The organism is Flavobacterium sp. CF136, assembly GCF_000282055.1.
GTDB lineage: Bacteria > Bacteroidota > Bacteroidia > Flavobacteriales > Flavobacteriaceae > Flavobacterium.
In genome coordinates this window covers 18,040-33,617 of the sequence record NZ_AKJZ01000040.1, presented here as the reverse complement: position 1 = coordinate 33,617, position 15,578 = coordinate 18,040, and the positions used below count along the sequence as shown (strand labels likewise).

13 protein-coding genes are annotated in these 15,578 nt (G+C 31.4%); 10 read left to right on the top strand and 3 right to left on the bottom strand.

Annotated features, from left to right (window positions below):
* Nucleotides 1-55 precede the first annotated feature (55 nt).
* Nucleotides 56-415 carry a dihydroneopterin aldolase gene (folB, locus tag PMI10_RS12340; RefSeq protein ID WP_007808344.1) on the bottom strand — a complete coding sequence of 120 codons (360 nt, stop codon included), beginning with the start codon at nt 413-415 and terminating at the stop codon, nt 56-58.
* A gap of 116 nt (nt 416-531) precedes the next feature.
* Here folB and PMI10_RS12335 point away from each other — a divergent pair, with 116 nt between their 5' ends.
* The 5 genes from PMI10_RS12335 to PMI10_RS12315 all read left to right on the top strand — a co-directional run bounded on the left by PMI10_RS12335 (nt 532) and on the right by PMI10_RS12315 (nt 5,144).
* Nucleotides 532-2,649 carry a glutamine--tRNA ligase/YqeY domain fusion protein gene (locus PMI10_RS12335; RefSeq protein ID WP_007808343.1) on the top strand — a complete coding sequence of 706 codons (2,118 nt, stop codon included), beginning with the start codon at nt 532-534 and terminating at the stop codon, nt 2,647-2,649.
* Between the two features lie 872 nt (nt 2,650-3,521).
* On the top strand, nt 3,522-4,001 hold the full coding sequence (locus PMI10_RS12330; RefSeq protein WP_007808342.1) for a hypothetical protein: 480 nt from the start codon (nt 3,522-3,524) through the stop codon (nt 3,999-4,001).
* A gap of 78 nt (nt 4,002-4,079) precedes the next feature.
* The gene (locus PMI10_RS12325) at nt 4,080-4,406 is read left to right on the top strand and encodes a YtxH domain-containing protein (RefSeq protein ID WP_007808340.1); all 327 of its coding nucleotides are present in this window, start codon (nt 4,080-4,082) and stop codon (nt 4,404-4,406) included.
* A gap of 129 nt (nt 4,407-4,535) precedes the next feature.
* Entirely contained in the window at nt 4,536-4,886 is a 351-nt protein-coding gene (locus PMI10_RS12320; protein WP_035631823.1) for a hypothetical protein, read from the top strand.
* Between the two features lie 3 nt (nt 4,887-4,889).
* The gene (locus PMI10_RS12315; RefSeq protein WP_007808336.1) at nt 4,890-5,144 is read left to right on the top strand and encodes a DUF6327 family protein; all 255 of its coding nucleotides are present in this window, start codon (nt 4,890-4,892) and stop codon (nt 5,142-5,144) included.
* 22 nt (nt 5,145-5,166) lie between these two features.
* Here PMI10_RS12315 and PMI10_RS12310 read toward each other — a convergent pair whose 3' ends face one another.
* On the bottom strand, nt 5,167-6,147 hold the full coding sequence (locus PMI10_RS12310; protein WP_007808335.1) for an SPFH domain-containing protein: 981 nt from the start codon (nt 6,145-6,147) through the stop codon (nt 5,167-5,169).
* 124 nt (nt 6,148-6,271) lie between these two features.
* Nucleotides 6,272-7,777, bottom strand: a complete 1,506-nt coding sequence (gltX, locus tag PMI10_RS12305; protein ID WP_007808334.1) for a glutamate--tRNA ligase — start codon at nt 7,775-7,777, stop codon at nt 6,272-6,274.
* A gap of 162 nt (nt 7,778-7,939) precedes the next feature.
* On the opposite strand from gltX, the gene PMI10_RS12300 reads away from it, so the two are divergent.
* The 5 genes from PMI10_RS12300 to PMI10_RS12280 all read left to right on the top strand — a co-directional run bounded on the left by PMI10_RS12300 (nt 7,940) and on the right by PMI10_RS12280 (nt 15,352).
* Entirely contained in the window at nt 7,940-11,329 is a 3,390-nt protein-coding gene (locus tag PMI10_RS12300) for an O-antigen polymerase (RefSeq protein WP_007808332.1), read from the top strand.
* Nucleotides 11,326-11,745: an rRNA maturation RNase YbeY gene (gene ybeY, locus PMI10_RS12295; RefSeq protein ID WP_007808330.1), complete on the top strand. Its 420-nt coding sequence runs from the start codon at nt 11,326-11,328 to the stop codon at nt 11,743-11,745. The genes PMI10_RS12300 and ybeY overlap by 4 nt, the downstream gene beginning before the upstream one ends.
* A 235-nt stretch (nt 11,746-11,980) precedes the next feature.
* Nucleotides 11,981-13,852 (top strand): tRNA uridine-5-carboxymethylaminomethyl(34) synthesis enzyme MnmG, encoded by a 1,872-nt coding sequence (mnmG, locus tag PMI10_RS12290; protein ID WP_007808328.1) that lies wholly within the window; start codon nt 11,981-11,983, stop codon nt 13,850-13,852.
* A gap of 91 nt (nt 13,853-13,943) precedes the next feature.
* Nucleotides 13,944-14,408, top strand: coding sequence for a hypothetical protein (locus PMI10_RS12285; protein ID WP_007808326.1), 465 nt, complete (start codon nt 13,944-13,946; stop codon nt 14,406-14,408).
* A 95-nt stretch (nt 14,409-14,503) separates the two neighbouring features.
* Nucleotides 14,504-15,352 carry a class I SAM-dependent methyltransferase gene (locus tag PMI10_RS12280; RefSeq protein ID WP_035631815.1) on the top strand — a complete coding sequence of 283 codons (849 nt, stop codon included), beginning with the start codon at nt 14,504-14,506 and terminating at the stop codon, nt 15,350-15,352.
* Nucleotides 15,353-15,578: the final 226 nt, after the last annotated feature.

Genomic DNA, 15,578 nt, shown 5'->3' with positions numbered 1-15,578 from the left:
AATTCAAAAGCTTAATGTAAACTATTTTAAAAAATTACTTTTTTATTAGGTAGAATTACTTTTTAATTTCTGTCATTTTTATAGTAACTGATTCAACATCACCACCAATAGGCGGATTAATTTTAGAAACTGAAACTGTAGTTTTTTCTACCAAAGGAATTTCTGCCAAAATACGAATATTGATTCTTTTTGCAACATGTTCTAATAAATGTGAACGAATTGCCATTTCTTCAGTAACAATTTTATTTAAATGTACGTAATCAACTGTATCAGCTAAATGATCTGTTGTTGCTGATTTCTGTAAATTGGTTTTAATTTTTAAATCTACAGTATAATCAGACCCTATTTTTCCTTCTTCAATTAAACATCCGTGGTATGAAAAAGTTCGGATGTTTTTTAATTTTATTACTCCCATTTTTTTAATTATTCTGCTTAATTATTCAATTTCAGTGAGAAGTTTCTAAAGAAAACTCTAAACTGTAAACCGAAAACTCTAAACTTTTTTATCTTTGCTAAAATTACTATAAAATAATGGCATCAGAAGAGAAATCACTCAATTTTATTGAACAAATCATAGAAGAAGATCTGAAATCAGGTCTGTCAAATTCCAAACTTCGTTTTCGTTTTCCACCAGAACCAAATGGTTATTTGCATATCGGACACGCAAGTTCAATAGCATTAAATTTTGGTTTAGGTATTGATTATCAGTCTCCTGTAAACTTACGTTTTGATGATACAAATCCTGAAAAAGAAGAACAGGAATTTGTTGATGCAATTAAAAAAGATGTGGAATGGCTGGGTTATAACTGGACAGAAGAACGTTATGCTTCAGATTATTTTCAACAATTATACGATTGGGCCGTTTTATTAATCAAAAAAAATAAGGCTTATATTGATAGTCAATCTTCTGAAGATATGGCTATTCAAAAAGGAACTCCATCGACCGAAGGTGTTGATAGTCCGTTTAGAAATCGTTCTGTTGAAGAAAATTTAGATTTATTCGAGAGAATGAAAAATGGGGAATTTGAGGCTGGAACTCACATTCTTCGTGCAAAAATAGACATGAAATCTACTAATATGCTAATGCGTGATCCTATCATGTACAGGATTTTACATAAACATCACCATAGAACCGGAGATACCTGGAAAATCTATCCAATGTACGACTGGGCACATGGGCAAAGTGATTATTTAGAGGAAATCTCACATTCATTTTGTACACTTGAATTCTTGCCTCATCGTGAATTATACGATTGGTTTTTAGATCAAATTATTGATGAAAATAAGATTCGTCCAAAGCAAAGAGAATTCGCAAGACGTAACCTTTCTCATACTGTTGTGAGTAAAAGAAAACTGCAGCAACTGGTTAAGGAAAAGCATGTTAATGGTTGGGATGATCCAAGAATGTCAACTATTTCAGGGTTAAGAAGAAGAGGTTATACAGCTGCTTCATTGCGTAATTTTGCTAATACAATTGGTATAGCAAAACGTGATAACTTGATTAATGTATCGGTTTTAGAATTTTGTATTCGTGAAGATTTGAACAAAATTGCACCTCGTGTAATGGCTGTTTTGGATCCTGTAAAATTAATAATTACCAATTATCCTGAAGGAAAAGAGGAGTGGTTGGAAGCCGAAAATAATCAGGAAGATGAAAATGCGGGCTTTAGAAAAGTACCTTTTTCACGTGAATTATACATTGAAAGAGAAGACTTTTTAGAAGAAGCACCGGCAAAGTTTTTCCGTTTGACCTTAGGAAAAGAAGTACGTCTTAAAAACGCGTATATCATTAAAGGAGAAAGTGTTGTAAAAGATGCTGAAGGAAATATTACTGAAATTCATGTTACTTATGACACGGATTCTTTAAGCGGAAGCGGTACAGAAGCAAGCCAGAGAAAAGTATCCGGAACTTTGCATTGGGTTTCAATCCAACATGCAGTTGAAGCTGAAGTTCGTTTGTATGATCGTTTGTTTACAGATGAAGCGCCGGACAGTTATAAAGAGAAAAATTTCTTAGATTTTGTGAATCCAAATTCTTTGGAAATTGTAAAAGGATTTGTTGAACCAAGTTTAGCAACAGCTCAAAATGAAGATAAATTTCAGTTTCAACGTTTGGGATATTTTACTGTTGATAAAGACTCAACTTCTTCAAAATTAGTATTTAACAAAACAGTTGGACTAAAAGATGCCTGGGAAGAAAAAGGCAAAAAAGAAGAGAACAGTATCAATAATTCTTTAAAAGAAATAAACAAATATTTTAAAGTTGAAACTAAACCGGAACGTATTGCAATTGAAAACGCAATAGGGGAGAGCATCAAAAATGTTTCAAGTTTTTCTTTATTACAAAATTCATTAAAGAAGAATATCAATAATAATAAAGCTTCTTTATTGTTTGCTCATTTTATATTGAAACATTCAAATTTAAAATCCTCTGACTTTGAAGAAGACGATATCAAAAAATTATACACGATGTCTCTAAGAAGTGAATCGACTTATGTTCGATCAAAAGCACTTTTGAATTTAAGAGATTTAGAAAATGAAAATTTTAAAAATCAGTTTGAAGAAGATATTTTGAAGTTACATTCAAATCATCCAAAAAATGCTTCCGAGAGAGAAATTGAAATTCTTTCTGAAATGATAAAAAAATAATATCATTATAATCTATTGAAAAGCGCTTTTTATAAGCGCTTTTTTTATTATTTAGTTTTACTATTATAATTTAAAAATTTATAAATATTATTGATTAAAACTAACCTTCATAAATTAATTTTAAGCCATTTTTTTACTTCTTCCACCTCATTAATCATCTTTGAGAAAATCTTTAATTTAAAGACCTTATTTTGATTTTTACTCTGATTTTATACTACTTGAGATCTTATTAACAACAAATTGTTTATAAAGTTGTAATTTCAATTATTTCTATAAAAATCTGTTTTTAAAAATTAGCTAAATAATTTATATCAATTTTAATGATTAAAATTCTTAGTTACAATACTTATTATTATTATTTAGTTTTTCTATTAAAAATTAAAATTTAATAGATATTTTAAATTAAAAACAACCTTCATAAATTAATTTTAAGCCATTTTTTTATTTCTTTCGACACATTGCTCATTTTTTGATTTATTGTTGATTTTTGGCCTTTATTTTAGTTTTAGCCTTTATATTTCTTAGTTTAACGGGTTGTTAACATACAATTGTTCATAAAGTAGCTATTTTTATAGGTATACCAAAACTCAGTAATGATTTTTAAAAAATTGTAATTTCTACTTAAGATTAAAAACTGAATTTCTTCAAAGTACAGAAAAAATAATTTTTTGTTTTTTGGATGAACTTCTAAAATGATTTCTAAAAAAACAAATTTATGTTCTCATTTCATTGTGAGCTGATTTTGATAATATTTCGCGTAAAAGTATTTTTTAAAATGGTTTCATAATTTCAAAATGCCATAAATTGATTTTGTGTATTATTTCAAAATTTTGAATTTCATTATGACATTTTTTAATCCTTAATTTAAATTTATGAAAGTTATATATTTTACGCTATCATTTTTATTTGCCAATATCGCAATTTCTCAAACACATCAAATCACAAAACACAATGGAGAAGAGTTGGATGTTAATTTTATCAAACATGAAAATGATCTACTTCATTATTCCTTAAACGGAAGTCATGAAGAAATCAAAATTACAAAACATGCTGTTTCACATGTAACCAACAAAAAGACGAATCAAACTCAAAAAATTTCTAATAAGATTATAGTAAATTCAAAATCAGATTATAAATTAGTAAAAGTTCTTCCTCAGGAAAAAACAATTGGTTTAAAACAAGTTGCCAACTTTTCAGGAGTCTCAGTAAAGACAAAAGGAGAGCCGCCAATTGCACAACAGAAGCGCACTGCAATGCTGATAAAAACAAAATCGGCTTCTAATGGTTATCCTTTTGTAAGCATTATTGAAAAAGATAATGGTAAGTATGAAGTTGTTGCTTATGCTTATTAATTTTATATAAATATCTTTTAATGAATATTTTATAATTTAAAAAAATAGTACCTTTATTAATCACTTAAATTTAATATCATGTCTAATAAGTCAAATACAATCGCAGCAATTTTAGCTGGTGCAGCAGTAGGAGCTGCAATCGGAATTTTGTTTGCTCCGGATAAAGGATCTAAAACCCGTGCCAAATTAAAAGAAGGTTTAGATGATGCCAAACATAATTTACAAGATTCAATTTCAGCCAGTTCTGATGTTCTTCGTGAAAAATTTACTAACGTCACACAAAATCTTGATGGAACTTTTGATGAGTTACTTTCGAACGTTAGTCATAAAACAGAAGAAGTAATTTCATTTTTAGAATCTAAACTTGCTGATTTAAAAGCTCAAAACGCTAAACTTCAGAAATAAAAATCCGGGAAACACAAAGCTCACATAGTTTTGTAGTTGTTTCAGATTATTTTAATTACTTTTAAAATGATCAAAAGACAATTATTTAATGTGTGTTTTGTGTTTTCTTTTTTAATTAAAACAACAATTATGGCTTTTGAAGAATTAAAAGAACATACTGAAAATATTCAGGATCAGGCTAAAGAATATTTCGATAGTCATTTAGCGTATTACAAACTTTGGGGTTTTAAGGTTGCAATGAAATCTACAACTTTAATTTTTAAGTTTACTTTGATTTTACTATGTTTTAGTATGGTTTTGTTATTTGGTTCTGTTGCTGCAGCTTTTGCTTTCAGTAATATGTTCGGGAGTTATACTTTAGGATTTTTGACAGTAGGAGGGATGTACTTGCTGGCAACAATTTTACTTTTCTTTATAAAAGACAAAATGGTTGAAGGCCCAATTTTGGAGAAATTTTCAGAAATCTTTTTTAATGATTAATTTATGGATACAAAAAAATACTCTTCATACGCTGAAATCGAAAGAGATTTGGAAATTTTAAAACTCCAAAAAGAGATCAATTATCAAAAATTAGTTTTAAGTTTTCAGAAAACAAAGGAAAGCATTACACCGCAAAATATTGTAAACGGATTTTTTTCTTCTTATAAAGAATATTTTTCAAATTCTTATGTAAATATTTTACAATCGGTTTTACCATACATAATAGGATGGTTTATAAATAAAAAAAGAGGCAATTAAGCCTCTTTCTTGTTTTTTATATTTATTTGATTTCCGGTGTTATGTCATCTTCGTAACCGGATTGAGGTTCTATTTTTTTAGGCTTTTCAATTTTTTTATTGTTTTTCTTCATCATTTCACCAACCTGATTAGATGCTGTAAATGATGCCACCATATTGTTCAGCATATCACTTCCGGCTTGTGGAGAATTTGGAAGCAAGATCAAATTAGAATTTGCATCAGCTCCAATTGCCTGCAAAGTATCATAATGTTGAGTAACCACAATTAAAGCTGAAGCTTCTTGAGAATTGATTCCAACATTATTCAAAACTTCAACACTTTCTACCAAACCTCTTGCAATTTCACGACGCTGATCTGCAATACCCTGACCTTGTAAACGTTTACTTTCTGCTTCTGCTTTTGCTTTTGCAACGATTCTGATTCTTGAACTTTCAGCTTCAAATTCAGCAGCCGTTTTTTCTCTGTCTGCAGCATTGATTCTGTTCATTGCATTTTTTACCTGAATATCCGGATCAATATCAGTAACCAAAGTATTGATAATATCATATCCGTAAGTAGTCATTGCTTCATTTAATTCTCTTTTTACTGCAATTGCGATATCATCTTTTCTTTCAAAAACGTCATCCAGTTTTAGTTTTGGAACTTCAGCACGTACAACATCAAAAACATAAGCGGTAATTTGATCGTGTGGATATTCAAGTTTATAAAAAGCATCATATACCTTTTCCTGAATAACTTTAAACTGAACCGAAACTTTCATTTTGATAAAAACGTTGTCTTTAGTTTTTGTTTCGATAATAACATCTAACTGTTGAATTTTAAGATTTACACGTCCGGCAATTCTATCCACGATTGGAATTTTAAGTTGCAAACCCGAATTTCTTACGCTTAAAAATTTACCAAATCTTTCTATTACAACAGAAGATTGTTGTTTTACTGTAAAGAATGAAGACAGGAAAATAAAGAAGCCGAAGACTAAAATGATAATAAATGGAATACTCATAATGATATTGATTTAAGTTTTATGGATGTGTAAATTACGAAATTTCTTCGGGTTTGAATATAAAAAAAACGCTAAGTACATTTTGTTAATGTTACTTAGCGTTTGTGTTTTGAAAATATATCTTTTATAAAGTACTTATTGCTTTCTGAATTCTCGAAATAGTTTCTTCTTTCCCAATGATTTCAACTATGTCAAATAGGTGAGGGCCTTTTAAAGCTCCAACCAAACTCAAGCGGAAGGGTTGCATTACTTTTCCCATTCCAATTTCGTTTTTCGTTAACCAGTCTTTTACGATTGCTTCAATATTGGCTGAATCAAAACCGTCAATATATTCAAGAGTCGAAATCAATTCCTGCATTAAAGCCGGCGTTTCTTCTTTCCAGTTTTTGCTTGCTTTTTCATCATAAGATGTTGGTGCCTGGAAAAAGAAATCAGTCAAATCCCAAAATTCAGAAACGAAATGAGCTCTTTCTTTTATAAGTGAAACAATACGAGTTGTCACTTCGAGCGGAGTCGAGAAACCTTTTTCTGCCAGAATAGGAGTAAAGTCTTTCGCTAAATCGACATCATTTTGCTTAATTAAATATTGATGATTGAACCATTTGTTTTTTTCAGGATCAAATTTTGCCCCCGATTTATGAACTCTGTTTAGGTCAAAAGACTCAACTAATTCTTCTAAAGAAAATAATTCTTTATCAGTTCCGTCATTCCATCCTAACAAAGCAAGGAAGTTTACAACTGCTTCCGGGAAAAAACCTTTCTCTTTGTAACCGGATGAAACACCTTCTTCTGTTTTCCATTCTAATGGGAACACAGGAAAACCTAATTTGTCTCCATCTCTTTTTGATAATTTTCCGTTTCCAACTGGTTTTAAAATCAATGGTAAATGTGCAAATTCCGGTGCATCCCAACCAAAAGCTCTGTACAATAAAACGTGAAGTGGCATCGATGGCAACCATTCTTCTCCACGAATTACATGTGAAGTTTCCATTAAATGATCATCTACAATATTGGCCAAATGATAAGTTGGCATTCCGTCACTTTTAAATAATACTTTATCGTCAAGAAGATTGGTCTCAAATTTTACATCGCCACGAATGATATCTTTTAAATGTAAAGTTTCATCAACCGGAGTCTTAAAACGAATAACATAATGTTCTCCATTTGTAATTCGTTTAGAAACTTCTTCTGCAGAAATTACTAAAGATGTATCTAACTTTTCACGATTGTGATGATTATAAATAAATGTTTTTCCTTCTGCTTCATGCTGTTTTCTATGTGCATCTAAAGCTTCGGGAGTATCAAAAGCATAATAGGCCCAACCTGAATTGATCAATTGATCAGCATATTGTTGGTATAATTCCTTACGATCACTTTGTCTGTACGGACCAAATTTTTCATTTTTTCCAACGGTTTCTTCAGGTGCAATTCCTAACCATTCCAGGGCTTCCATAATATAAGCTTCTGCACCTGGAACAAAACGGGTTTGATCTGTATCTTCAATTCTTAAATAAAAAACACCATTGTTTTTTTTGGCAAATAAATAATTAAATAGGGCAGTACGAACGCCGCCAATATGTAAAGGTCCTGTTGGACTTGGTGCAAAACGCACACGAACTTGCTTTGACATTTGTTTAAATTTTGATGCAAAGATACAATTCTAATTAGAGAATTAGAAAATGAGTTTTAATTAGATAATGTCTTACTGGTAGCTTAATTGACTAATTTTCTCATTGATAATTATTTAATTAAAATTACTACTTTTATAGGTTATAATTAAAATAGATTCATCTTGAAAACGACATCTGCTATATATCAAAAGTTAGAGGCTTTTATAAAGAAATATTACACAAACGAATTAATAAAAGGGGGACTTCTTTTTATTGGTTTTGGATTACTGTATTTCTTGTTTACGCTTTTTATTGAATATTTTCTTTGGTTGAAACCCTTAGGAAGAACAATTTTATTCTGGATATTTATAGGAGTTGAAGTTTTTCTTTTGTTCCGTTTTATTTTGTTTCCGATTTTCAAGCTGTTCAAACTTCAAAAGGGAATTGATTATAATCAGGCTTCGGCAATTATTGGAAACCATTTTACAGAAGTAAGTGATAAACTAACAAACTTTTTACAATTATCAGCTTCTGAAAATTCGACTGAAAGTTCAGAATTAATGCTGGCTTCGATAGAGCAAAAAGCAAATTCGCTGCAGCCAATTCCCTTTGGAAATGCTATTAATTTTAATTCAAACAGAAAATATTTACCATTAGCAATTATTCCGATTTTGCTTTTTGCAGTCTTTTATATTTCTGGAAACAGTAATATTATTTCTCAAAGTTTGAATAGAGTGGTGCATTTTAATGCTACATTTTTACCCCCGGCTCCTTTTAAATTTGTTGTTCTAAATCAAAACTTGCAGACAGAACAAAACAAAGATTTTGTTATCAAAATGGAATCTGTTGGAAAGATTGTTCCAGAGAATGTCATGATTCATATTGGTGACGAAAGTTATTTTATGGAATCATCTCAACCAGGAAAGTTTGAATTCAAGATTGAAAAACCAGTTGATAATGTTCAGTTTTCTTTTGAAGGAAATTCGGTTTCATCAGATGAATATGAATTAAAAGTTATTACAGTTCCGTCAATTGCCAACTTCGAAATGGTGTTGAATTTTCCATCTTATTTGAAAAAGAAATCAGAAATAATTCAGGGAACCGGAAATGCAATTGTGCCGGAAGGAACTTTGGTAACCTGGAAAATGAATACACAGGCGACTCAGGAAATCGTTTGGAAGGATGATAATGCTAATTTTAAGTTTAATAAAGCCGAAAACGAGTTTAAATTGGCTAAAAGTATAAGTCAAAATACAGAATATCAAATTCTTACTTCGAATAATAAAGTAAAAAACTATGAGAAGCTGGATTATCAGCTATCTGTGATCAAAGATCAGCACCCAACTATTACTGTTGCGCCTGCACCTGACAGTTTGAAGCTGGATAAAAATTATGTTTTAGGAAGACTGGGTGATGATTACGGATTATCAAAATTACAGATTGTTTATTACGAGAGAAACAAACCACAAACTGCAAAGCGCGGAACCATTCCTGTGAAGCAAGCAGTATTTGATCAGTTTGTTTTTAATTTTCCAAGTAACCTGGCTGTATCAGAAGGAGTGTCTTATGAATACTATTTTGAAGTTTTTGACAACGATGCACCGCATCATTTTAAGAGTACTAAGTCTTCTGTTTTTTCAGACAGAGTTTCTACAACTGATGAAATTCATGATTTAGAATTGCAACAGCAAAATCAAAACATAAATAGTTTAGAGAAATCTTTAAAGAATCAAACCAAACAATTTTCTGAAATGGATAAGATTCAGAATGCAGGAAAAGAAAAGGATAATTTGGAGTTTAAGGATCAGCAAAAAATCAATGATTTTATCAAACGTCAGAAACAACAGGATGAATTGATGAAACAGTTTGCTGAGAAAATGAATAAGAATCTGGATAAATTCAAAGAAGATAAAAAGGATAAAACTGCTGAAGATTTACAAAAGCGTTTAGATAATGCCGATAAGGATTTGGAGAAAAACCAGAAATTATTAGATGAACTTAAGAGTCTAAATGATAAATTAAATAGTGAAGAGCTGTTTGATAAAATGGAAAAATTCAAACAGATCAGTAAAAATCAATCTCGAAATTTAGAACAATTAGTTGAACTAACTAAACGTTTTTATGTAGAAAAGAAAGCTGAACAAGTAGCTGATAAATTAGATAAGCTTTCTGATCAGCAGGAACAGCTTTCAAATAAAGAAAAAGAAAATACTGAAGAGAAGCAAGACGACATCAATAAGTCTTTCGATAAAATCCAGGAAGATTTAAAGGATTTAAAAGATGAAAATAAAACTTTAAAAGCGCCTTTGGATATTCCTTCTGATGCTTCAAAAGAAAAAGATTTAAAAGATGATTTACAAAAAGCTTCTGATGAACTGAATAAAAAAAATACTTCTTCGGCTAAGTCAAAACAGAAAAGTGCAGCTAAGAAAATGAAAAGTATGGCACAGCAAATGGAGTCAAGCATGGAAGGTGGAGAACAGGAGCAACTGGAAGAAGATGTTGCAATGCTTCGTCAGGTTTTGGACAATCTTTTGGCATATTCTTTATCTCAGGAAGAAGTGATGAAACAATTTAAATCAATGAAATTAGGTTCTTCGGCTTATACGAAGAACATAAAAATTCAACAAAATCTGAAACAACAATTCAAACACGTTGATGATAGTTTGTTTGCTTTGTCATTGCGTAATCCTAAAGTTGCTGAAGATGTAACCAAAGAAATTGGAAATGTACAATACAATGTTGATAAAGCAATTGAATCGTTGACCGATGTTCAGGTTCCAAAAGGAGTTTCGCATCAACAATATGCTACTTCATCTGCAAATAAATTGGCCGATTTTTTAAGTGATTTATTAAACAACATGCAAATGTCTATGTCCAGTCCCGGAGCAGGAAAACCAAAACCAGGCGATGGACAAGGAATGCAGCTGCCTGATATTATTCAAAAGCAAAAAGGTCTGGCTGATAAAATGAAAGACGGAATGAAGAAAGGGGATAAGCCTGGAGATAAACCCGGTCAAGGCAAAGATGGAAAATCTGGTGAAGGCAAAGATGGTCAGGGAAAGAATGGACAAGGTGGTAAAAGTGGAGATAAAGGTTCTTCAGGTAAAGATGGTAAAAACGGAAAAGGAGAGAAGGATGGTAAAGATGGAAATGACGGGGAAGGAGATGCTGAAGCAATAATGGAAATTTATAAAGAGCAGGTAAAACTTCGTGAAGCTTTGCAGAAAGAGTTAGCCAAACAAGGATTGGATTCTCAGGGGAGATCTGTAATCGATCAGATGAAACAATCTGAAAAGCAGCTTTTGAATAAAGGTTTTAAGAATGAGAACTTGCAGAGAATCTTAAATATTCAACAAGAACTATTAAAATTAAACAATGCAGTTCAGCAACAAGGTCAAGATACGAAGCGTCAATCTGAAACAAATAAAGCTGAATTTTCTAATCGAACAAATGCTTTACCAAGCTCATTATTGGAATATTTAAACAGTGTAGAGATTTTAAATAGACAATCACTACCTTTGCGCTCGAATTTTAATCAAAAAGTTCAAGAATATTTTAATACAAAATGATCAATTTTAATTACGAAACAGATTTTAATTTAGAAAACGAAGAAGCCTTTTCTGATTGGTTGAGTGCTGTTATTGTTTCTGAAAATAAAAATGAAGGAGAGATAAATTACATTTTTTGTGATGATGAATATCTTCATAAAATTAATGTCGAATATCTAAACCACGACACTCTAACTGATATTATCAGTTTTGATTACACAGTTGGAAACGAATTAAACGGAGATATTTTTGTTTCTGTTGAAAGGGTAAAAGATAATGCTAATGATTTTAATGTTTCTTTTGATGAGGAATTAAAACGAGTTTTAGCCCATGGTATATTACATTATTGTGGATACAAAGATAAAACGGATGCTGATGCAGATTTGATGCGTTCGAAAGAAGATGAAAAGATTTCGATGTTCCACGTGGAACTTTGATTTAAATATCTTTTTTTTAATCTAAGCTAATGTTCCACGTGAAACACAAGTTTAAGTTTTTAAATAATTAGTGTTCCACGTGGAACGTCTTAAGTTTTGATTTTTTATTTCAGAATCGTTCCACGTGGAACAGTTTTTGAAATTGTATTTTTGAAGCGTTCCACGTGGAACAAATAAATTTAAAGTTAATTCTGAGGGCTGACTTAACCAGTTTTTCGGAGAATAATAAAACAAAATGTTTTTAGAAGAATACGATGTTATTGTGGTTGGTGCAGGTCATGCTGGTTCAGAAGCTGCTGCCGCTGCCGCAAATTTGGGTTCAAAAACTTTATTGGTAACAATGAGTTTGCAGAACATTGCGCAGATGTCTTGCAATCCTGCTATGGGAGGAATTGCAAAAGGACAGATTGTGCGTGAAATTGATGCACTTGGCGGGTACTCCGGAATTGTGTCTGACAAAACTGCGATTCAGTTTAAGATGTTGAACAAATCAAAAGGACCTGCAATGTGGTCACCGAGAGTTCAGAGTGACCGAATGCGTTTTGCTGAGGAATGGAGAATGATGTTGGAAGGAACTCCAAATCTTGATTTTTATCAAGAGATGGTGAAAGGTCTGATTATTGAGAACGGAAAAATAAAAGGAATCAAAACGTCTCTTGGAATTGAGATTCGTTCAAAATCTGTTGTCTTGACTAACGGAACATTTTTGAATGGTCTGATTCATATCGGGGACAAACAGTTCGGCGGAGGAAGAGCAGGAGAAAGTGCAGCATACGGAATCACCGAAGATTTGGTTGCCGCAGGTTTTGAATCTGGGAGAATGAAGACAGGAACGCCACCAAGAGTTGATGGACGTTCTTTGGATTATTCTAAAATGAACGAAGAAAAAGGAGATGCAAAACCAGATAAGTTTTCATATTCAGATGTGACTTCGCCCTTGATTCATCAAAGATCTTGTCATATGACCTATACGTCTCTGGACGTTCACGATATTTTGAGATCAGGTTTTGATCGCTCACCAATGTTCAATGGCCGGATCAAAAGTATCGGTCCAAGATATTGTCCTTCGATTGAAGATAAAATAAATCGTTTCGCAGACAAAGAGCGCCATCAATTATTTGTGGAGCCGGAAGGTTGGAATACTTGCGAAGTTTACGTGAACGGATTTTCAACTTCACTTCCTGAGGATATTCAATTTAAAGCTTTGCGTTCAGTTGCCGGTTTTGAGAATGTGAAATTCTTTAGACCAGGTTACGCAATTGAATATGATTATTTTCCGCCAACGCAATTGAAACATACTTTAGAAACAAAGTTAGTGGAAGGTTTATATTTTGCAGGACAAATAAACGGAACGACAGGATATGAAGAAGCGGCATCTCAAGGATTAATGGCAGGAATAAATGCACATTTAAAAGTACATGAAAAAGCGCCATTAATTTTAAAGCGCGATGAAGCATATATCGGAGTTTTGATTGATGACTTAATTACGAAAGGAACAGAAGAACCTTATCGCATGTTTACATCAAGAGCAGAATACAGAACATTGTTGCGTCAGGATAATGCCGATTTCAGACTAACACCAATGTCACACGAAATTGGTTTAGCTTCTGAAAAGAGATTACGCAGAATGGAACATAAATTGAATGAGTCTGAAAAGATGGTTGCTTTTTTTAAAGAAACAAGCATTTCGATTGGAGAAGCAAATCCTATTTTAGAATCTAAAGGAACAGCAGTTATTTCACAAGGAGATAAAATGTTTAAAGTTTTTTCCCGCCCTCAAATTGATCTGGAAGATATCATGAAGTTTGATAAAGTGAAAGAATATGTTGCGGAGAATAATCTGGATCAGGAAATTTTAGAGCAAGCCGAAATTCAGGTAAAATATTCCGGCTATATCGAAAAAGAAAGAAATAATGCTGATAAGCTAACACGATTAGAAGAAGTTAAAATTCCAGAGAATTTCGATTATAATAAAATCAAATCAATGTCTATTGAAGCAAAACAAAAACTAAGCAAGATTCGTCCTGTAACAATTTCGCAGGCATCAAGAATCAGTGGTGTTTCTCCAAGTGATATTTCGGTATTATTGATTTATATGGGAAGATAGGAAAGTTTTCAGTCTCTGTTTTTTAACAGTTTTGGAACTGAAAACAGAGACTGAAAATTGTTCCACGTGAAACTATTTTAAATTTCTTATTATGAAAATTATTGAAAAAGAAATTCTTTCATTAGAAGAAAAAGATATTTTACGTGAAATTTGGAACAATGAATATCCTGCAAGATTGCATTTGAAAACTATTGAAGATTTTGATCTGTATTTGAATGGACTTTTAAACACAAAACATTATTTGCTGTTTGATGATTCAGATAAAATTAATGGTTGGGCATTTACTTTTTTAAGAGAAGATGAGAACTGGTTTGCCATCATTTTGAATCACGGGATACAAGGAAAAGGAAGCGGTACATTTTTGATTAATGAATTAAAAAAGAATAATCATAGTTTGAATGGTTGGGTTACCGATCATGAAAATGAAGTAAAACAAAATAAGGAATTTTATAAATCTCCAATGCCGTTTTACATTAAAAACGGTTTTACAATTTTGACAGAAACAAGAATTGAAAACGAAAAAATGTCGGCTGTAAAAATAAATTGGACACGCTGAAATAAATACCAATAAAAAAAACAATAACCCTAAAAATGAAATTTTCACTTTTAGGGTTTGCTATAAAATTAAACCAAAATACCTATAATTATAAAATGGACGTTTTAAACAAAAAACATTTTCTTACTGTAAAAGATCATTCAGTTTCTAAAGAAATTTTCGAATTGTATTATGATGAAAATCTGGATATGCTAATTACATCTCCGCAACCTGATTTAGAAAATTTAGGGAGATATTACGAAAGTGAAGATTATATTTCGCATACAGATAACAAACGTTCCTTATTTGAAAAAGCATATCATTTTGTAAAAAATATAGCGCTGAAAAATAAATTGAATTTAATTAATTCCGAGCAATCTCAAAAAGGTAAAATTTTGGATATTGGTGCGGGAACCGGAGATTTTTTATTAACGGCAAAAAATGATGGATGGGAAATTATTGGAGTAGAACCGAGTGCGAGAGCAAAAGAAATTGCTATTGCAAAAGGAATTTCTTTCGTTGATGAAATCAGTATTCTCGAAAATAATTCTTTTGACGTAATTACAATGTGGCATGTTTTGGAACACGTTCCAAATTTAGAATTCCAAATTCAGGAATTGAAGCGTTTGCTAAAACCAACTGGAACATTAATTATTGCGGTTCCAAATTTTAAATCGTACGACGCAAAATATTATAATAAATTTTGGGCGGCTTTTGATGTGCCAATTCATTTTTGGCATTTCTCAAAAAAAGCCATTCAGTCTCTTTTTGAAAAAGTAGATATGAAATTGGAAAAAGTGCTTCCGATGAAATTTGATTCTTTTTACGTGAGTTTATTATCGGAAAAATACAAAACGGGAAAAATGAATTACATCAGTGCGTTTTTTGTGGGATTAAGATCAAATCTTAAAGCCAAGCGAACTTTAGAATATTCATCGCACATTTATGTCTTAAAAAACAAGTAAAAAGTAATTTAAGCACATTTAAGCCAATATTTCCATATAATTGAGGGGAAATGTTGGCTTTTTTTTGAAATCGCCTCTAAAACGCGCTATTAAAGCCGGTTTTAATAGTGTTTGTTTATGGTTGTTTTTCTTTTAATAAGTAAAACTAATATCATAAAATTAGCGCATTTTTTAAACTTTATGTTGATGCTATTTATTTTTTTATATTTTTGTCTTCAATACATTA